General features: G+C 70.4%; 17 protein-coding genes and 1 riboswitch. Of the genes, 10 read left to right on the forward strand and 7 right to left on the reverse strand.

Features of this window, described 5'->3' with window-relative positions; translation table 11 throughout:
- The first annotated feature begins 114 nt into the window (after positions 1-114).
- The 4 genes from coxB (at position 115) to ACI1MP_RS26985 (ending at position 4,594) form a co-directional block, all read left to right on the forward strand.
- Positions 115-972: a cytochrome c oxidase subunit II gene (gene coxB / locus ACI1MP_RS26970; RefSeq protein ID WP_189270237.1), complete on the forward strand. Its 858-nt coding sequence runs from the start codon at positions 115-117 to the stop codon at positions 970-972.
- Positions 969-2,744, forward strand: coding sequence for a cytochrome c oxidase subunit I (ctaD, locus tag ACI1MP_RS26975; RefSeq protein WP_100585956.1), 1,776 nt, complete (start codon positions 969-971; stop codon positions 2,742-2,744). The genes coxB and ctaD overlap by 4 nt, the downstream gene beginning before the upstream one ends.
- A complete protein-coding gene (locus tag ACI1MP_RS26980; RefSeq protein WP_043913540.1) occupies positions 2,741-3,157 on the forward strand; it encodes a cytochrome c oxidase subunit 4 in 417 nt (138 codons plus the stop codon). The genes ctaD and ACI1MP_RS26980 overlap by 4 nt, the downstream gene beginning before the upstream one ends.
- A 171-nt stretch (positions 3,158-3,328) precedes the next feature.
- Positions 3,329-4,594, forward strand: coding sequence for an Ig-like domain-containing protein (locus tag ACI1MP_RS26985; protein ID WP_404869664.1), 1,266 nt, complete (start codon positions 3,329-3,331; stop codon positions 4,592-4,594).
- A 70-nt stretch (positions 4,595-4,664) separates the two neighbouring features.
- Here ACI1MP_RS26985 and ACI1MP_RS26990 read toward each other — a convergent pair whose 3' ends face one another.
- The 5 genes from ACI1MP_RS26990 to ACI1MP_RS27010 form a co-directional block, all read right to left on the reverse strand.
- Positions 4,665-5,030 (reverse strand): GntR family transcriptional regulator, encoded by a 366-nt coding sequence (locus ACI1MP_RS26990; RefSeq protein WP_043913536.1) that lies wholly within the window; start codon positions 5,028-5,030, stop codon positions 4,665-4,667.
- Between the two features lie 102 nt (positions 5,031-5,132).
- Complete coding sequence (locus tag ACI1MP_RS26995; RefSeq protein WP_100585957.1) at positions 5,133-6,794, reverse strand: cytochrome bc complex cytochrome b subunit; 1,662 nt, start codon at positions 6,792-6,794, stop codon at positions 5,133-5,135.
- On the reverse strand, positions 6,791-7,846 hold the full coding sequence (locus tag ACI1MP_RS27000) for a ubiquinol-cytochrome c reductase iron-sulfur subunit (RefSeq protein ID WP_232733915.1): 1,056 nt from the start codon (positions 7,844-7,846) through the stop codon (positions 6,791-6,793). The genes ACI1MP_RS26995 and ACI1MP_RS27000 overlap by 4 nt, the downstream gene beginning before the upstream one ends.
- 8 nt (positions 7,847-7,854) lie before the next feature.
- A complete protein-coding gene (locus ACI1MP_RS27005; protein WP_043913533.1) occupies positions 7,855-8,676 on the reverse strand; it encodes a c-type cytochrome in 822 nt (273 codons plus the stop codon).
- Between the two features lie 92 nt (positions 8,677-8,768).
- On the reverse strand, positions 8,769-9,389 hold the full coding sequence (locus tag ACI1MP_RS27010; protein WP_043913532.1) for a heme-copper oxidase subunit III: 621 nt from the start codon (positions 9,387-9,389) through the stop codon (positions 8,769-8,771).
- A gap of 325 nt (positions 9,390-9,714) precedes the next feature.
- Here ACI1MP_RS27010 and ACI1MP_RS27015 point away from each other — a divergent pair, with 325 nt between their 5' ends.
- The 3 genes from ACI1MP_RS27015 to ACI1MP_RS27025 all read left to right on the forward strand — a co-directional run bounded on the left by ACI1MP_RS27015 (position 9,715) and on the right by ACI1MP_RS27025 (position 13,041).
- Positions 9,715-10,140, forward strand: coding sequence for a response regulator transcription factor (locus tag ACI1MP_RS27015; RefSeq protein WP_043913531.1), 426 nt, complete (start codon positions 9,715-9,717; stop codon positions 10,138-10,140).
- 128 nt (positions 10,141-10,268) lie between these two features.
- Positions 10,269-11,339: an anthranilate phosphoribosyltransferase gene (gene trpD / locus ACI1MP_RS27020; RefSeq protein ID WP_404869665.1), complete on the forward strand. Its 1,071-nt coding sequence runs from the start codon at positions 10,269-10,271 to the stop codon at positions 11,337-11,339.
- 175 nt (positions 11,340-11,514) lie between these two features.
- Positions 11,515-11,632, forward strand: a riboswitch (SAM riboswitch).
- A gap of 47 nt (positions 11,633-11,679) precedes the next feature.
- Positions 11,680-13,041, forward strand: a complete 1,362-nt coding sequence (locus ACI1MP_RS27025) for an aminotransferase class V-fold PLP-dependent enzyme (RefSeq protein WP_404869666.1) — start codon at positions 11,680-11,682, stop codon at positions 13,039-13,041.
- 4 nt (positions 13,042-13,045) lie between these two features.
- Here the strand turns inward: ACI1MP_RS27025 and ACI1MP_RS27030 are convergent, their stop codons facing one another.
- Positions 13,046-13,327 (reverse strand): Lrp/AsnC ligand binding domain-containing protein, encoded by a 282-nt coding sequence (locus tag ACI1MP_RS27030; protein ID WP_043913528.1) that lies wholly within the window; start codon positions 13,325-13,327, stop codon positions 13,046-13,048.
- Positions 13,324-14,130: a rhomboid family intramembrane serine protease gene (locus tag ACI1MP_RS27035; RefSeq protein WP_380343492.1), complete on the reverse strand. Its 807-nt coding sequence runs from the start codon at positions 14,128-14,130 to the stop codon at positions 13,324-13,326. The genes ACI1MP_RS27030 and ACI1MP_RS27035 overlap by 4 nt, the downstream gene beginning before the upstream one ends.
- A 149-nt stretch (positions 14,131-14,279) precedes the next feature.
- On the opposite strand from ACI1MP_RS27035, the gene ACI1MP_RS27040 reads away from it, so the two are divergent.
- The 3 genes from ACI1MP_RS27040 (at position 14,280) to ACI1MP_RS27050 (ending at position 17,415) form a co-directional block, all read left to right on the forward strand.
- Positions 14,280-14,546 carry a hypothetical protein gene (locus tag ACI1MP_RS27040; protein ID WP_043913527.1) on the forward strand — a complete coding sequence of 89 codons (267 nt, stop codon included), beginning with the start codon at positions 14,280-14,282 and terminating at the stop codon, positions 14,544-14,546.
- A 174-nt stretch (positions 14,547-14,720) separates the two neighbouring features.
- Complete coding sequence (locus tag ACI1MP_RS27045) at positions 14,721-16,187, forward strand: NYN domain-containing protein (RefSeq protein ID WP_404869667.1); 1,467 nt, start codon at positions 14,721-14,723, stop codon at positions 16,185-16,187.
- A gap of 193 nt (positions 16,188-16,380) precedes the next feature.
- Complete coding sequence (locus ACI1MP_RS27050) at positions 16,381-17,415, forward strand: NlpC/P60 family protein (protein ID WP_380343486.1); 1,035 nt, start codon at positions 16,381-16,383, stop codon at positions 17,413-17,415.
- Positions 17,416-17,496: the final 81 nt, after the last annotated feature.

A 17,496-nucleotide genomic window follows, 5' to 3' on the forward strand; every position in this document is an offset into this window, starting at 1 on the left:
GCGTTTGGCCCGCATAAGCATTCAAACCGTGCCCGTGGCCGGACCGCCGGAGAGACCAGACAACGGACTCTCCATGGTGGTGCGTTCGCGGGCGAGACTTCGGGAAGGCGCTACGTGAGTCCCAACGGCTCCGACCGCTCGCCGCGGCGCACGATGCGGCGGAAGCTGCCTCAGGCGCTGGCACTGGGCCTCGTCATCGCGACCGCCACCGGCTGCTCGGCCAACGACCTGCCCAGGCTTGGCCTCCCCAGTCCCGTCACCAAGGAAGGCCCTCTGGTCCTTCACATGTGGCAGGGCTCGTGGATCGCGGCTCTGGTTGTTGGTGCATTGATGTGGGGTCTGATCCTCTGGAGCGTGATCTTCCACCGGCGCAGCCGCACCAAGGTGGAGGTCCCCGCTCAGACCCGGTACAACGTGCCCATCGAGGCGCTGTACACCGCGGTCCCCCTCGTCATCGTCTCGGTGCTGTTCTACTTCGTCGCTCGCGACGAGGCCACCCTGACGAAGGTCTCCGAGAAGCCCCAGCACACCATCAACGTGGTGGGCTTCCAGTGGAGTTGGGCGTTCAACTACGAGAACAGCGAGATCCCCGACCCGTCGAGCACCACGGCGGCGTACGAGGTCGGCAGCACCAAGGAGGCTCCGACCCTCTACCTGCCGATCAACGAGTCGGTGAAGTTCAAGCTGACCTCGAACGACGTCATCCACGACTTCTGGCCCATCAACTTCATGATGAAGATGGACGTCGTGCCCGGTGTGGTCAACGAGTTCGAGGTGACCCCGACCGCGTACGGCACCTTCCGTGGCAAGTGCGCCGAGCTCTGCGGCGTCGACCACTCGCGGATGCTCTTCAACGTGAAGGTCGTCTCGCACGACGAGTACGAGGCGCACCTGAAGGAACTTCGCGACAAGGGCCAGGCCGGCGCGGTTCCCGCAGGCATCCTCCCCACGGGAAGTAGTGAAGAGAAGTGACCATCCTCAACGAGCCCGCCGCGGCCGGTGGGGCAGCCGGGGCCGTCACCTCCGGGACCCCGCGCGTGCGCAAGCCGGGCAACGCGATCATCAAGTGGCTCACCACCACTGACCACAAGACGATCGGCACCCTGTACCTGGCGACCTCGTTTGCGTTCTTCCTGATCGGTGGCGTGCTCGCCCTGGTCATGCGCGCCGAGCTCGCCCGGCCGGGTACGCAGATCCTGTCGAACGAGCAGTTCAACCAGGCGTTCACCATGCATGGCACGATCATGCTGCTGATGTTCGCCACCCCGCTGTTCTCGGGCTTCGCCAACTGGATCATGCCGCTCCAGATCGGCGCCCCCGACGTCGCGTTCCCGCGTCTGAACATGTTCGCCTTCTGGCTGTACCTGTTCGGCTCGGTCATCGCGGTGGCGGGCTTCATCACCCCGCAGGGCGCCGCCGACTTCGGTTGGTTCGCCTACTCGCCGCTGTCGGACGCGGTCCGCTCGCCGGGCATCGGCGCCGACATGTGGATCATGGGCCTGGCCTTCTCCGGCTTCGGCACCATCCTCGGTGCGGTCAACTTCATCACCACCATCATCTGCATGCGCGCCCCCGGCATGACGATGTTCCGGATGTCGATCTTCTGCTGGAACGTCCTGCTGACCGCCGTGCTGATCCTGCTGGCCTTCCCGGTGCTGGCCGCCGCGCTGTTCGCCCTGGAGGCGGACCGCAAGTTCGGGGCGCACGTCTTCGACCCGGCCAACGGTGGCGCCATGCTGTGGCAGCACCTGTTCTGGTTCTTCGGTCACCCCGAGGTGTACATCATCGCGCTGCCGTTCTTCGGCATCGTCTCCGAGATCATCCCGGTGTTCAGCCGCAAGCCGATGTTCGGCTACTCCGGCCTGATCGCCGCGACCATCGCCATCGCCGGCCTCTCGGTGACGGTGTGGGCGCACCACATGTACGTGACCGGCCAGGTCCTGCTGCCGTTCTTCTCGTTCATGACCTTCCTGATCGCGGTCCCGACCGGTGTGAAGTTCTTCAACTGGGTCGGCACCATGTGGAAGGGCTCGCTGAGCTTCGAGACCCCGATGCTCTGGACGATCGGCTTCCTGGTCACCTTCCTGTTCGGTGGTCTGACGGGCGTCCTGCTCGCCTCCCCGCCGATCGACTTCCACGTCTCGGACTCGTACTTCGTCGTCGCGCACTTCCACTACGTGGTGTTCGGCACCGTCGTCTTCGCGATGTTCGCCGGCTTCCACTTCTGGTGGCCGAAGATGACCGGCAAGATGCTGGACGAGCGCCTCGGCAAGATCACCTTCTGGACGCTGTTCTTCGGCTTCCACACCACCTTCCTGGTCCAGCACTGGCTCGGCGCCGAGGGCATGCCCCGCCGCTACGCCGACTACCTGGCCTCGGACGGCTTCACCACGCTGAACACGGTGTCGACCATCGGCTCGTTCCTGCTGGGCCTGTCGATGCTGCCGTTCCTCTACAACGTGTGGAAGACCGCCAAGTACGGCGAGAAGGTCACCGTCGACGACCCGTGGGGCTACGGCCGTTCGCTGGAGTGGGCGACCTCCTGCCCGCCGCCGCGGCACAACTTCACCACGCTGCCGCGTGTCCGTTCGGAATCCCCGGCGTTCGACCTGCACCACCCGGAGATCGCCGCGCTGGACTACCTCGAGAACCACGGTGAGATGGCGAAGCACTTCGAGGGTGTCACGCCCGCGCAGTACGACGGCCGCTCCCTTGGCAAGGGCAAGGAGGGCGACGCCCGATGAAGGAACAGGGAAAGATCTTCGCGGGTCTGGCCGTCTTCACGCTGGCCATCGCCATCACGTACTTCGTGTGGACCACCAAGTCGGACCACGGCCTGGAGGCCGCCGGCACCACCGCGCTGTTCCTGGCCTTCGGCCTGTGCGCCTTCATCGGCTTCTACCTGGCGTTCACCGCCAAGCGGGTGGACACCGGTGCGGGTGACAACCCCGAGGCCGAGGTCTCGGACGACGCCGGCGAGCTGGGCTTCTTCGCCCCGCACAGCTGGCAGCCGCTGTCCCTGGCGGTCGGTGGCGCGCTGGCCTTCCTGGGCGTCATCTTCGGCTGGTGGCTGCTGTTCTGGTCGATTCCGGTCCTGCTGATCGGTCTGTACGGCTGGGTCTTCGAGTTCTACCGCGGCGAGAACCAGAACCAGTAGGGTTCCGGATCGCGCAAGCCGTACGGCGGGCCGGGTACTCCCCTCGGGGGGTGCCCGGCCCTTCGTCGTCCGGGTACCGCTCCGAAGTTCCCCCGCGCGGGTTACCCGGAGTGCCTCCGGGGTGACGCCTTCCTACGCTTCGAGGCAGGTTCCAACCCCTGGGAGGTTCCGTTGAAGGGCTCTCGGATAGTCAATACCCGGACCACGCTGGCCGCCCTGCTGGTGATCACACCGGCTGCGGCATGTTCCACCAGCGGCCCGTCCGGAAAGAACTCGCCCCGCCAGGTCGACGTGGCGCCGCTGATCCACACCTCGGCGGCCGGGGCGAAGGCCGACCCCACGAAGGCGTTCAGCGTCACCGCGGACGGCACCGCCAAGCTCGGCGAGGTCACCGTCACCGGCCCCGACGGAAAGCCCGTCGCCGGACAGCTCGCCGCCGACCAGCAGCACTGGCAGACCACCGACCCGCTCCGGGCCGGCGCCGGATACACCGTCAAGGTCACCGCCGAGGACGGCAAGGGCGGCCACGGCGAGGCCGACTCCACCTTCACCACCGGGGCCGCCCCGCACGTGATAGGCGCCGACCTCGGCCCCGACAGCTCCGGCAGCGGGGTCTACGGCGTCGGCCAGCCGCTCACCGTGACGCTGTCCGAGAAGGTCACCGACCCGGCGGCCCGCAAGCAGATAGAGAGCGGCCTGACCGTCACCTCGCAGCCCGCCGTGACCGGCGCCTGGTACTGGGTCGACGACCAGAACCTGCACTTCCGGCCGGAGGACTACTGGCCGGCCAACGCCACCGTGAAGCTCGCCTACGACCTGCCCGGCATCCGGGTCGCCGAAGGCGTGTACGGCGGCGACGAGAAGACCCTGGCGCTGCGGACCGGCGACCGGGTCGAGGCGGTGATCGACGCCGACAGCGACGAGCTGACGTACAAGCGCAACGGCGAGGTGGTCAGGACCATCCCGGTCACCACCGGCAAGCCCGGCTTCGACACCCGCAACGGCGTCAAGGTCGTGCTCGGCCAGGAGTCCTCCGTCCGGATGAGCGGCGAGACCATCGGCATACCCGACGGCAGCAGCGAGTCCTACGACCTGGACGTGAAGTGGGCGACCCGGGTCACCTGGAGCGGCGAGTACGTCCACGCGGCGCCCTGGTCGACCTGGGCACAGGGCCAGGAGAACGTCAGCCACGGCTGCACCGGCATGAGCACCGACGACGCGAAGTGGTTCTTCGACAACACCCGGGTCGGCGACCTCGTGCAGGTGGTCAACAGCAAGGGCCACGAGATGGAGCCGTTCGGCAACGGCTTCGGCGACTGGAACGTCGACTGGGACGACTACGTGAAGCACAGCGCCCTCGGCAAGCCGGTGAACACGGCCGCGCCGGAGGCCGCCGTGAACCACCCGGCGCCGGACGGGACGGCCGCGGGCCGGTAGCGGCGCCGACGGCGGCGAGGTCCGCCCGGCAGGAGCCAGCGCTCCCGCCGGGCGGACCTCGCCGTCCGCGTCAGCGGTGGGCGGCGTCCAGCGCCGTCAGGACGGCGGCCAGCGCCTCGTCGCGGCCGAGGCCGAGGCGGGCGGTGCGGGCGACGTACTCGGCGGCGGCGTCGGCCGCCAGGCGGTGCGAGGTGTCCCCGGTGGGGGCGATGGAGGTGCCGGCCCGGCCGCGGGTCTCGACCACGCCGTCCGCCTCCAGCTCGCGGTAGGCGCGGGCCACGGTGTTGGCGGCCAGGCCGAGCTGCTCGGCCAGCGCGCGGACGGTGGGGAGCTTCAGGCCGGTCGGGAGTTCACCCGTACGGGCCTGGGCCGCGATCTGCGAGCGCACCTGCTCGTAGGGCGGCGTGGAGGAGAGGGGGTCGATCGCCACGTGCACCCGGCCAAGATAACAGGGCGTCGGGCCGGTGCCGGAGAAATATGCCAGAACCCCCACCGGCCGGAGCCGATGGGGGTTCTGACGTGGCGTGACAGCTAGGGATCAGTGGTGGCCGTGGCCGCTGGTGATCTCCAGGTACTCCTCGGAGGTGGGCTTGGCGATCTGGTTGCCCTCGCCGTAGAAGCCCTCGGAGAGCTTCGTACGGGTCTTGGTGACCACGCCGGCCTTGCGGGCCACGCCGTTCTCGTCGGTCTCGGCGGGCAGCTCCAGCGGCTGGGGCTGCTCGTGCGCGGTGAGGGTGTGCAGGTCCGTCTGCGACAGCGGCGTGTGGACCTCGACGAACTCACCGTGCGGCAGGCGCTTGATGATGCCCGACTCGCGGCCGTGCAGCACCTTGTCCTTGTCGCGGCGCTGCAGGCCGAGGCACCAGCGCTTGGCGACGAAGAAGGTGATGACCGGCACCACGAAGAAGCCGACCCGGACCATGTAGGTGATCGTGTTGATCGACATGTGCAGGTGAGTGGCGAACAGGTCGTTGCCACCGCCGACCAGCAGGACCAGGTACAGCGAGATCCAGGCCGCGCCGAGCGCGGTGCGGACCGGGGCGTTGCGCGGGCGGTCCAGGATGTGGTGCTCGCGCTTGTCGCCGGTGACCCAGGACTCGATGAACGGGTAGACCGCGATCGCGACCAGGACCAGCGGGAAGAGCATCAGCGGGATGAACACGCCCAGGTTCAGGGTGTGGCCGCCCCAGACGGAGATCTCCCAGCCCGGCATGAAGCGGATCAGGCCTTCGGCGAAGCCCATGTACCAGTCGGGCTGGGCGTCGGTCGACACCTGGTCCGGACGGTACGGGCCGTACGCCCACACCGGGTTGATGGTGGCGATCGCGGACATCGCCGCGATGATGCCGAACACCAGGAAGAAGAAGCCACCGGCCTTGGCCATGTAGACCGGCATCAGCGGCATGCCGACGACGTTCTTCTCGGTCTTGCCCGGGCCCGCCCACTGGGTGTGCTTGTGGTAGAAGACCAGGATCAGGTGCGCGACCAGCAGGCCCAGCATGATGCCCGGGATGAGCAGCACGTGGATGGTGAAGAAGCGCGGGATGATGTCGGTGCCCGGGAACTCGCCGCCGAACAGGAACATCTGGATGTAGGTGCCGACGATCGGCACCGCCAGGATCGCGCCCTCCATGAAGCGGATGCCGGTGCCCGACAGCAGGTCGTCCGGCAGCGAGTAGCCGAAGAAGCCGTCGAAGAAGCCCAGGCAGAGCAGCAGGAAGCCGAACAGCCAGTTGATCTCACGGGGCTTGCGGAACGCGCCGGTGAAGAAGACGCGCATCATGTGCACGAACATCGCGGCGACGAAGACCAGCGCGGCCCAGTGGTGGATCTGGCGGATCAGCAGACCGCCGCGGATCTCGAAGCTGATGTCCACCGTCGAGGCGTACGCCTCCGACATCCGGATGCCGTTCAGCGGCAGGTAGGAACCGTGGTAAACGGTCTCCGCCATGCTCGGCTTGAAGAACATCGTCAGGTAGACACCCGTGAGGATGATGATGATGAAGCTGTAGAGGCAGATCTCACCGAGCATGAAGGACCAGTGGTCCGGGAAGATCTTGCGCAGGTTGGCCTTGGCCAGGGAGTAGATCCCCAGCCGGCCGTCGACCCAGTCCGCGGTCGCCTCGGCCTTGTTGGCGGGCTTGGCGCGCGTGCTGGCCGGCTTGGAGGCACCAGTGGTGGTGCCGCTCGCGGTGCTCATCGCTTGCGCTCCCAGTAACTCGGGCCGACGGGCTCGTCGAAGTCGCCGGTGGCGACCAGGAAGCCCTGCTCATCGGTGGTGATCTTCAGCTGGGGCAGCGGGTGGCCGGCCGGGCCGAAGATGACGCGAGCGCCGTCCGCCAGGTCGAAGGTCGACTGGTGGCAGGGGCAGAGCGCGTGGTGGGTCTGCTGCTCGTACAGCGAGATCGGGCAGCCGACGTGGGTGCAGATCTTCGAGTAGGCCAGGATGCCCTCGAAGCCCATGTCGCGGGACTGGGCGTCCTTGATGTCCTCCGGCGCGATCCGGACCAGCATCAGGGCGTCCTTGGCGATGCGCTGCTGGAAGTCCTCGTCCGACTCCTCCAGGCCGTGCGGCTTGGCGAAGGTCAGCGAGCCCTGGATGATGTCCTCGGGCTTCATCGGCTGGTCGGTGTTCATGTTGACCAGCTGGATCGGCTTGGCCTGGGTGGCCTCGTCCCAGCCGGTGTGCAGGAGCTTCTTCTCCGGCAGCGGGCCGAGGTCGCGCAGCAGGACCACACCGGACAGCGGCACCAGGGCCATCGAGCCGATGAGGGTGTTGCGGATCATCTTGCGACGGCCGAAGCCGGACTCCGCGGCACCGGTCTTGAACTGCTCGATGACGTCGTTGCGGACCTCGTCGGAGGCCTCGATCGGGTGACGGTCGGCCGGCAGCTCGTGGTCCGACATCAGGGTGCGGGCCCAGTGGACCGCGCCCGCGCCGATGCAGAACAGCGCCACGCCGAGGGTCATGCCCAGGGCGAAGTTGAGGGCGCTGACCTTGCCCAGCGGGAAGATGTAGACCAGCTTGTCGGCGTCGATCGCGGCGTAGGACGCGATGAAGCCGACGGTCGCCAGCATCGACAGCACGAACATCAGCGACACCTGGCGCTCGGCCCGCTTGGCGGCCCGCTCGTCGATGTCGGTCCGACGCGGCTCGTGGGCCGGCAGGCCCGGGTCGGCGAACGGGTCGTCGTGGGTGACGACCTCAGCGCCGTGGGAGGCTTCGTGCGCCTCCGGCAGGTTCTCTGACATGTCGTGGCTCATGACTTCTTGGCCTTGGTGGTGTGGGCGGCGACCCAGATCGCGATCACGATCAGCGTGCCGATACCGAAGATCCAGCTGAACAGGCCCTCGGTGAAGGGGCCGAGGCTGCCCAGGGCCAGACCACCGGGGTTCGGCGCGTCGTTGGTGTTCTGGACGTACGCGATGATCGCGCGCTTCTGCTCCTCCGGCATGGTGGTGTCGGGGAACGACGGCATGTTCTGCGGGCCGGTCTGCATGGCCTCGTAGATGTGCTTGGAGTCCACGCCCTCCAGGGAGGGGGCGTACTTGCCGTCGGTCAGCGCGCCGCCCTTGCCGGCGAAGTTGTGGCACTGGGCGCAGTTGGTGCGGAACAGCTCGCCACCCTTGGCGACCTGCTCGGCGTTGGTGACCTTGTCCTCGGACGGCTGGTACTGGTCCGGGTTCGGAGTGACCGGGCCGGGGCCGAGCGAGGCCACGTACGCGGCCAGCTGGTCGATCTCGGACTGGTTGTAGACGGCCTTCTTGCGCGGGACCTGCGCGCCCGGCTGCTGGGCCGGCATGCGGCCGGTGCCGACCTGGAAGTCGACAGCAGCAGAGCCGACGCCGACCAGCGACGGACCGTCAGAAGTGCCCTGGCCGTTCAGGCCGTGGCAGGAGGAGCAGCCGACGGCGAAGAGCTTCTTGCCCTCGTCGATGGCGAGCGACTGCGAGGAGCTGTCGGCCTGCGCCTTCGAGGCGGGCGCGAAAGCGGCGTACAGCCCCCCGGTGGCCGCCAGGGCGAGAAGTAGAACGACGACCGCCGCCAGTGGGTGGCGCCGTCGTGCGGAGAGCTTTTTCACGGAATAACCCCGGTGTCAGGATCTGGTCGGCAGCAGCCTGCCCCCGACTCCACATGCGTCGCGATGACGCCGGGTCAGGGGCGGGGCGGCTGTTACTTGATCAGGTAGATGGTCGCGAACAGGCCGATCCACACAACGTCGACGAAGTGCCAGTAGTACGACACCACGATCGCCGCGGTGGCCTGCTCGTGGGTGAAGCGCCGCGCCGCGTAGGTCCGGCCGAGGACCAGCAGGAAGGCGATCAGACCACCCGTCACGTGGAGTCCGTGGAAGCCGGTGGTCAGGTAGAACACCGTGCCGTACGGGTCGGAGGACAGCGAGAGGCCGTCCTTCTTGACCAGGTCGGTGTACTCGAAGATCTGGCCGCCGATGAAGATGGCGCCCATCACGAAGGTGACCACGAACCAGGAACGCAGCTTCTTCACGTCACCGCGCTCGGCGGCGAACACGCCGAGCTGGCAGGTGAGCGAGGAGAGCACCAGGATCGTGGTGTTGACCGAGGAGAAGGGCACGTTGAGGGCATGGGCCTTCTCGTGCCAGAACTCGGCGCCCTTGACCGAGCGGAGGGTGAAGTACATCGCGAACAGGGCCGCGAAGAACATCAGCTCCGAGCTCAGCCAGACAATGGTTCCCACGCTGACCAGGTTCGGCCTGTTGACCGCTCCGTGCGCGTGTCCGGTTTCTGTTGCTGTTGCTGTCGCCACGACGGACATTATGTCGGTCCCTTATTCCGTCTTCACGCCGGGGGGTCTCCCTCGGAGTGTCCGGTGCGTGAGGTATGCCCGCCTCGCGGTCCGTCCGTTTTCTGACGGTTGTTCGGACCGGGTGAGGGAACTGGGCCGGGGGAGTGAGCCCGTGGCGCGGCGGCTTGAGCGAGATCGCGTCGGGGTCTCTCCAGGACGGGCCCACCGGAGTAGCATCCGTCCCAGAACGTGGTCCGGGTCACACTGGGCCGTTCGGTCGGGGTCCGCGCGCGGTCGCGGCCCGCACGGACACAGTGGACACATATAAGAGGACGAGCACCAGGAAGCAGGGGACATGGCGCAGCACACCGACGAGACGCTCACCGTTCTCGTCTACAGCGACGACCGCAACACCCGTGAGCAGGTGACCCTCGCCCTCGGCCGGCGCCCCGCCGGGGACGTTCCCGCGCTGGAGTACCTGGAGTGCGCCACCGCCCCCGCGGTGCTGCGCGCCCTGGAGAAGGGCGGCGTCGACCTGTGCGTGCTGGACGGCGAGGCGGTGCCCGCCGGCGGCCTCGGTCTCACCCGGCAGCTGAAGGACGAGATCTACGGCTGCCCGCCGGTGCTGGTGCTGATCGGCCGCCCGCAGGACTCCTGGCTGGCCGCCTGGAGCCGGGCCGACGCGGCGATCTCGCACCCCGTCGACCCGGTCGCGCTGGTCGACGCCGCGACCACGCTGCTGCGGGCCCGGGTGGCCCGACGGGCGCCGGTCGCACGCTGACCGGTCCGGTCCGCGGACCGGTCCGTCTCACCTGGAGAGAAGGGGACGGCAAGTCAGGGCGGCCGTCCCCGCCCGCTCGATAGGCTGACTCCGATTCCTCTGCGACAAGACGAGAGCTGGAGACGGCCATGGTGAACGTGCACTCTGCGAACGGCGGTAGCGACCCCGCGCAGGTGGTCCGCACCTGGCCCGACCTCCTGATGGCCCTGATGCGCGGCGAGGACCTCGCCCAGGCCGACACCGCCTGGGCGATGGACCGGATCATGAGCGGCGAGGCCAGCCCCGTGCAGGTGGCCGGCTTCCTGATCGCGCTGCGCGGCAAGGGCGAGACGGTCGAGGAGATCTCCGGCCTGGTCGAGGCGATGTACGGGCACGCCGTGCCGCTGGACATCCCCGGCCCGGCCGTCGACATCGTCGGCACCGGCGGCGACCGGGCCAAGACCGTCAACATCTCCACCATGTCGGCGGTGGTCGCCGCGGCGGCCGGTGCGAAGGTGGTCAAGCACGGCAACCGGGCCTCCTCCTCCGCGTCCGGCTCCTCGGACGTGCTCGGCCGGCTCGGCATCAACCTCGACCTGTCCGCCGCCCGGGTCGCGGCGGTGGCCGAGGAGGTCGGACTGACCTTCTGCTTCGCCGCCAAGTTCCACCCCTCGATGCGGCACACGGCGCAGGCCCGCGCCGAGCTCGCCGTCCCGACGGTCTTCAACATCCTCGGCCCGCTCACCAACCCGGCCCGGGTCGGCGCCCACGCGGTCGGCTGCTTCGACACCCGGCTGGCCGGACTGATCGCCGGCGTGCTCGCCCGGCGCGGCGGACAGGGACTGGTGTTCCGGGGTGACGACGGACTCGACGAGCTGACGATCACCACCACGTCCCACGTCTGGGTGATCCGGGACGGCCGGGTGACGGAGACCCGGTTCGACCCGCGGGACGTCGGCATCGAGCTGGTCGGGATCGAGGCGCTGCGCGGCGCCGACGCGGAGTTCAACGCGGCGGTCGCGCGGCGGGTGCTCAACGGCGAGCGCGGGGCGGTGCGGGACGCGGTGCTGCTCAACAGCGCCGCCGCGCTGGTGGCGCTGGAGCTGACGGACGCGCCGCTGAGCGAGCAGCTCGCGGCGGCGATGGTGCGGACGGCGGCGGCGATCGATTCCGGGGCGGCGGGGGAGCTGCTGAAGCGGTGGGCCGACGCGACCCAGTGAGCTTCAAGGGTCCGCCCGGGGAGGGGAGTTGCTCCTCCTCGGGCGGACCTTGCCGTTGGTGGGCGCCTGCTCGCGCCCGTGGCGGGGCGGGGGCGCTGCTGACGAGGTTTCAGGAGTGTGTCCAGGTGGCGGACGGGGGTTGAGCGCGAGGGGCTCTCGTGTAAGGTCTTTCGCAGGTCATGAGTGGCAGCGACAAGCCCCAGCTTGCTGTCCGGCAACCCTCCGTCCGTGGCGGGGTGCCCTGGGTGAGGACCGGGCTGCGCGGCGATCCGTCCGCGCGGCAAGCGCGGACTTCCGGTCGATGCACCCCGGGGTCCTTACCCCGTGGAGGAGTGCATCCATGTCCGTGATCGCCGAAATCTGTGAGCCGCTGGCCGTCCTGGGCCAGGAGGTCGAGGTGCCGTTGGCGTCCGGCGAGAAGGTCGGGTACGCGGCGCTGGACTACGCGGCGAGTGCGCCGGCGCTGGCCCGGGTGTGGGAGGACGTGGCGGCGTACGCGCCGTACTACGGGTCCGTGCACCGGGGGGCCGGGTACCTGTCGCAGCTGTCGACGGACCTGTTCGAGCAGAGCCGGCGGACCGTCGCGGAGTTCCTGGAGCTGCGGGACGGCGACCAGGTGGTGTTCACCCGGGCGACCACCGATTCGCTGAACCTGCTGGCCGGGGCGGTGCCGGTCGGGACCGAGGTGTTCGCGTTCGAGACCGAGCACCACGCCTCGCTGCTGCCGTGGCGGCGCGAGGGCCTGACGGTGCGTTACCTGCGGGCGCCGCGTTCGCACGGTGAGGCGGTGGCCGCGCTGGAGGAGGCGCTGCTGGGGGCGGCCGAGGGGCCGAAGCTGTTCTGCGTGACCGGGGCGTCGAACGTCACCGGTGAACTGTGGCCGGTGAAGGAGCTGACTGCGGTCGCGCACCGGTACGGCGCCCGGGTGGTGATGGACGCGGCCCAGCTGGCGCCCCACCACCGGGTGTCGGTGCGGGAGTTGGACGTCGACTGGATCGCGTTCTCCGGGCACAAGCTGTACGCGCCGTTCGGCGCCGGCGTGCTGGCCGGCCGGGCGGACTGGCTGGACGCGGCGGAGCCGTACCTGGCCGGCGGCGGGGCGAGCCGGACGGTGGCCCGGGAGCTGGACGGCTCGGTGGCGGTGGAGTGGCACACCGGCCCGGCCCGGCACGAGGCCGGTTCGCCGAACGTGATCGGCGCGTACGCGATCGCCTCGGCCTGCCGGGCGCTCACCGAGGCCGGCTTCGACGCGCTGGAGGCCCGGGAGCGGGCGCTGGTCGCGAAGTTGACGGAGGGGCTGGCGGCGATCCCCGAGGTGCGGGTGCTGAGCCTGTTCGGCGAGGACGCGGACCGGGTCGGCGTGGTGTCGTTCGTGGTGCGCGGCTGGAACAGCTCGCACTTCTCGGCCGCGCTGTCCGCCGAGTACGGCATCGGCGTGCGGGACGGGCTGTTCTGCGCGCACCCGCTGGTGCGGACGCTGCTCGGCGGGGAGGACGCGGCGCCGAGCGAGTGCGGGGCGCCCGAGCCGTCGCTGCCGGGGGAGCGCAGCCTGAACGCGATCCGGGTGAGCTTCGGCGCCGGCACCCCCGTCGAGCACCTGGACCGGTTCCTGACGGCCGTTCGGGACCTGGTCACCGACGGGGCGCGGTGGAGCTACCGCAGCGAGGGCGGTCGCTGCGTCGCGGACACCAGGCAGCGCTGAGCGGCTACTCGTCCAGGCCGAGCGAGAACGCGGCCTCCAGGTCGTGCTGCGAGTAGGTGCGGAAGGCGATGTGGGTCTCGGTGTTGGAGACGCCCGGGACCTTGTTGAGACGGCCGGGGATCACCTCGGCCAGGTCCTCGTGGTTGCGCACCCGGACCATGGCGACCAGGTCGTAGGTGCCGGTGACGGAGTAGACCTCGCTGACGCCCTCGATGGCCGCGATCGCCTCGGCGATCTCGGGGATCCGGTCGACGCTGGTGTTGATGAGGACGATCGCGGTGATCACTGAGCAACTCCTGTTCGAGAAGGTGCGCCCAGGGTATCGCCCGCCGGACGGGCGGCCCAGGCGAACAGCCAGCCCGTCACGAAGCCGATCACGTGCACCAGATAGGCCACTCCGCCGCCGCCGGAACTGACGGACCACCACTGGAGCGCGAACCACAGGCCGAGCACCAGCCAGGCCGGGAACCGCAGCGGCAGGAACAGCAGGACCGGCACCAGCACCGTCACCCGCGCTCTCGGCCACAGTCGCAGGTACGCGCCCAGCACCCCGGCGATCGCGCCGGACGCGCCGACCAGGGCGCGCATCCCGTCCGCGGTGTGCGCCTCGGCCACCGCGTAGCCGTAGGTGGCCAGGTAGCCGATTGCCAGGTAGCCGGTCAGGAACCGGATCCGGCCCAGCCGGGCCTCCACGGCCGGGCCGAAGACGAACAGGAACAGCAGGTTGCCGACCAGGTGCAGCCACCCCGCGTGGACGAACAGCGAGGTGAGCACGGAGAGTTCGGGGATCTTCGAGGGGGTCGGCGGCAGTGTGCAGCCCGGCGTCGCCGGGGTGAGCGAGGACAGCCGGTCCGCCGTCAGGGGACGGCCGCCGAGCAGTTCGGCGGGCACCGCGCCCCAGCGGTGCTCGTAGCGCTGCTCGGCGCAGGCCCGGGCGGGGCCGCTGCCGTACGCCGGGTTCAGACCGCCGGCCGGGCCGGCCAGCAGGACCAGCGCGGAGAGCGCGATCAGCAGGTAGCAGACGACCGGGGTGCGGGCGGTCCGCTCGGTCGTCGGCGAACCGGCCCGGGCGGGGGTGGTGAGCACCATGCCGGTGAGCATTCCTCGGGGGCGCGTCCGCGACACCGGGCGCTGCTCCGGACGGGTGAGCGTCCGGGCAGTGGACCGGTGACCCGGCCGCCGCGGCACAGGCAATAGGCTGGAGGCCCGGAACCGGGACCAGCCGAGAGGGACCACTGATGACCATTGCCGCGCCGACCGCCGAGACCCGCTGGCGCTGCACGCTGTGCGGCAACCTCACGCGCTTCGACGTCACCCGGTCCTCCCGGGTGATCGATTTCGTGCACTTCGACCTGGCCGGCGACTCCAAGGTCGAGGAGACCCAGGTGCTCTCCGAGACCGTCGAGTCGGTGCGCTGCCGCTGGTGCAACGCCGTGGACCAGGTCGAGCTGGTGGCCCGCCCGGGCGCCGAGGAGTCCGCGGAGGGTGGCCCCGCGCAGGGCTGACGCACTTCCACCGCCCCGCGTTCCCGTCCGCGCCCGGACGGGGGCGCGGGGCGGACTCGTCGGCGGGGTGCTGTCGGTGCGGCACGGTAGACGGGACAATTGCAAGCAGCGGCGGACACCAACGCCCCCGGCACCCGCCGGGGCCCGCCCGGACCAGGATCGGAGCCGAGAACAGTGGCGGAGGCAGCGAACGCGCCCACGGGCACGGACGGGACCGCGCCCGCTCCGGTCCGACAGACCCAGGACGCTGGGCCCGTCGAGGCCGCCGAGACCGCACCGGGCGCCGAGGACGGCAACGGCGAGACCGCACCGGGCGCCGAGGACGGCAACGCCGAGACGGCCGGCCGGACGCTGCCCGAGGGCGTGCGGCGCCGGGTGGTGGGCATCGCGTCCGACGCGCTCGGCGGCATCGCGCCCGGCGAGCTGCCCGCCGCGCTGCGCCCCTACGCGAAGTTCACCGCCGCCCGGCGGGCCAAGTACGCGGCGACCGCGCTGGCCGCCGCGCTGGAGTCCGACCCGGCGTTCCGGGTGCGGATAGCCGAGCGGCTGCGGCTCGGCCAGCCCGACCTGGTGCGCGCGCTGGAGGCGGGCACCGTGCCGGCCGCCGCCGACCCGATGGACGTGGCGGCCGCCGCCTACCTGGTGCGGCCCACCGGCTGGGCCCGGCTGGTAGAGGAGGCCGGCGAGCAGGCCGAGCGGGTGGACGCCGAGGGCGTCGCCGCGGAGGCCGCCCGGATGGTCGAGAAGCTCCAGGAGGAGCTCGCCGAGGCCCGCTCCGCCGCCCGCGCCGAGCTGGACCGGCACCGCGCCGAGTCCGAGGGGGTGCGCCGGGAGGCCGACTCGCTGCGCAAGAAGGTCCGTTCGCTGGAGGCCGACACCCGCCGGGCGCAGGCCGAGAGCCGCCGCCTGGCCGCCGAGCTGGAGGCCGCCCGGGCCGCCGCCGCGGCCGAGCGCGGCGCCGCCGAGGTGGAGGCCCGCCGGCTGCGGCACCGGGTGTCCGAGCTGGAGTCCGCGGTGGAGACCGGGCGGCGCACCGCCCGGGAGGGCCGCAGCGTCGAGGACATGCGGCTGCGGCTGCTGTTGGACACCGTGCTGCAGTCCGCGCAGGGCCTGCAGCGGGAGTTGGCACTGCCGGTGACGGCGCTGCGCCCCGCCGACCTGGTGGAGGCGGTGGAGCCCGGCTCGGCCTCGCCGCACGACGTGGCCCGGCGCGGCCTGGCCGAGGACGATCCGGCGCTGCTGGACCAGCTGCTGGCCATCCCGCAGGTCCACCTGGTGGTGGACGGCTACAACGTGACCAAGACCGGCTATCCGCAACTGCCGCTGGAGCAGCAGCGGCTGAGGCTGCTGGGCGGCCTGGCGATGCTGGCCCAGCGGACCCAGGCCGAGGTGACCTGCGTGTTCGACGGCCAGGACCTGGACGTGCCGGTGATCATGGCTCCGCCGCGCGGTGTGCGGGTCCGGTTCAGTCGGACCGGGGAGACCGCGGACGAGCTGATCCGCCGCATGGTGCGGGCCGAGCCGCAGGGCCGGCCGGTGGTGGTGGTCTCCGCCGACAAGGAGGTCGCGGACGGGGTGCGCAAGGCCGGCGCCCGCCCGGTGGCCTCGGTGCTGCTGCTGAACCGGCTGTCGCGCAGCTGATCGAGTTGACGGGCGGTCAGCGGCGTTGAAGCGTCCGGAGTGTGTCGGTGTGGTGAAAGGGGGCGGAGAAGCCCATTCGGGAGCCCCCCGGGAGTGGACGCGGAGGTAGGGACTTCACTAGGGTCTGGCGTCAAACCTATATTCCGGACTATCGCCTGATCGGGTGAGTCCAGCAGGAAGAAGGAGCACCGCCGTGGCCTCCCACCGCCGTCCCAAGCAGCCGAGTCGCGCCCGGGTGACCGTGCTGACCGCTGCCGCCGCGACCGCGGTCGCCCTGTCGGCCCAGGTGAGTGCGCACGCCGCGCCGGCCCAGCCGAACAAGGACGAGGTCAAGGCGCAGGTCGACAAGCTGCTGGAGGAGCAGGAGCAGGCCGCCGAGAAGTACAACGGCGCCAAGGAGAAGGCCGACCAGCTGCGCAAGCAGGCCGACCAGCTGCAGGACCAGGTGGCCCGCGGCCAGGAGCAGCTGACCGAGCTGGCCTCCGGGCTGGCGGCGGTGGCCGGCGACCAGTACCGGCACGCGGGCATCGACCCGTCGATGCAGCTGATGCTCTCCTCCGACCCGGACAAGTACCTGGACCAGGCGTCCTCCTTCGACCAGGCGGCCAGCACCCAGGCCGCCACGCTGAAGTCGCTGGAGGACCAGCAGCGCCGGCTGGACCAGCAGAAGCAGGAGGCGGCGACCGTCCTGGCCGAGCTGGACAGCTCCACCCAGGCGCTCAACGACGCCAAGAACGACGTGCAGAGCAAGCTCCAGGAGGCGCAGAAGCTGCTCAGCCAGCTCTCCGCCACCGACCGGGCCGCGATCCTGCGCGGCGGCGGCGCAGCCTCGCGCGGCGCCGACCGGGTCGACCTGGGCAGCCTGCCGAAGGCCGCCGGCTACGCCGGCGTCGCGGTGCAGCGGGCGCTCGACAAGCGCGGCTCGGCCTACGTGTGGGGCGCGACCGGCCCGAGCACCTTCGACTGCTCCGGCCTGATGGTGTGGGCGTACGCGCAGGCCGGCGTCTCGCTGCCGCGCACCTCGCAGTCGCAGGCCGGCGTGGGCACCAACGTGGGCAAGGACTGGCACAACGCGCAGCCCGGTGACCTGGTGGTCTACTACAACGACGCGCACCACGTGGGCATGTACGTCGGCAACGGCATGGTGGTGCACGCGCCGCGCACCGGCGACGTGGTGAAGCTGATGGCCGCGGACACCCTGCCGATCCTCACCATCCGCCGGGTCTGACGGTCCGACAATCCGGACATACGCCCCAGAGGGCGACAACTGACGCGCCGTGACACGCCCGGACGGGTCGAGATTCCACTG

This window comes from Kitasatospora griseola (assembly GCF_044999035.1).
Lineage (GTDB): Bacteria > Actinomycetota > Actinomycetes > Streptomycetales > Streptomycetaceae > Kitasatospora > Kitasatospora griseola.

Excerpts from the sequence above, each read along its gene's own strand:
- ACI1MP_RS26995 (WP_100585957.1), bottom strand. The coding sequence starts at position 6,794 with ATGAGCACCGCGAGCGGCACCACCACTGGTGCCTCCAAGCCGGCCAGC.
- ACI1MP_RS27000 (WP_232733915.1), bottom strand. The coding sequence starts at position 7,846 with ATGTCAGAGAACCTGCCGGAGGCGCACGAAGCCTCCCACGGCGCTGAG.
- trpD (WP_404869665.1), top strand. The coding sequence starts at position 10,269 with ATGGTGAACGTGCACTCTGCGAACGGCGGTAGCGACCCCGCGCAGGTG.
- ACI1MP_RS27040 (WP_043913527.1), top strand. The coding sequence starts at position 14,280 with ATGACCATTGCCGCGCCGACCGCCGAGACCCGCTGGCGCTGCACGCTG.
- ACI1MP_RS27015 (WP_043913531.1), top strand. The coding sequence starts at position 9,715 with ATGGCGCAGCACACCGACGAGACGCTCACCGTTCTCGTCTACAGCGAC.
- ACI1MP_RS26980 (WP_043913540.1), top strand. The coding sequence starts at position 2,741 with ATGAAGGAACAGGGAAAGATCTTCGCGGGTCTGGCCGTCTTCACGCTG.
- ACI1MP_RS27010 (WP_043913532.1), bottom strand. The coding sequence starts at position 9,389 with ATGTCCGTCGTGGCGACAGCAACAGCAACAGAAACCGGACACGCGCAC.
- ACI1MP_RS27025 (WP_404869666.1), top strand. The coding sequence starts at position 11,680 with ATGTCCGTGATCGCCGAAATCTGTGAGCCGCTGGCCGTCCTGGGCCAG.
- ACI1MP_RS27035 (WP_380343492.1), bottom strand. The coding sequence starts at position 14,130 with ATGGTGCTCACCACCCCCGCCCGGGCCGGTTCGCCGACGACCGAGCGG.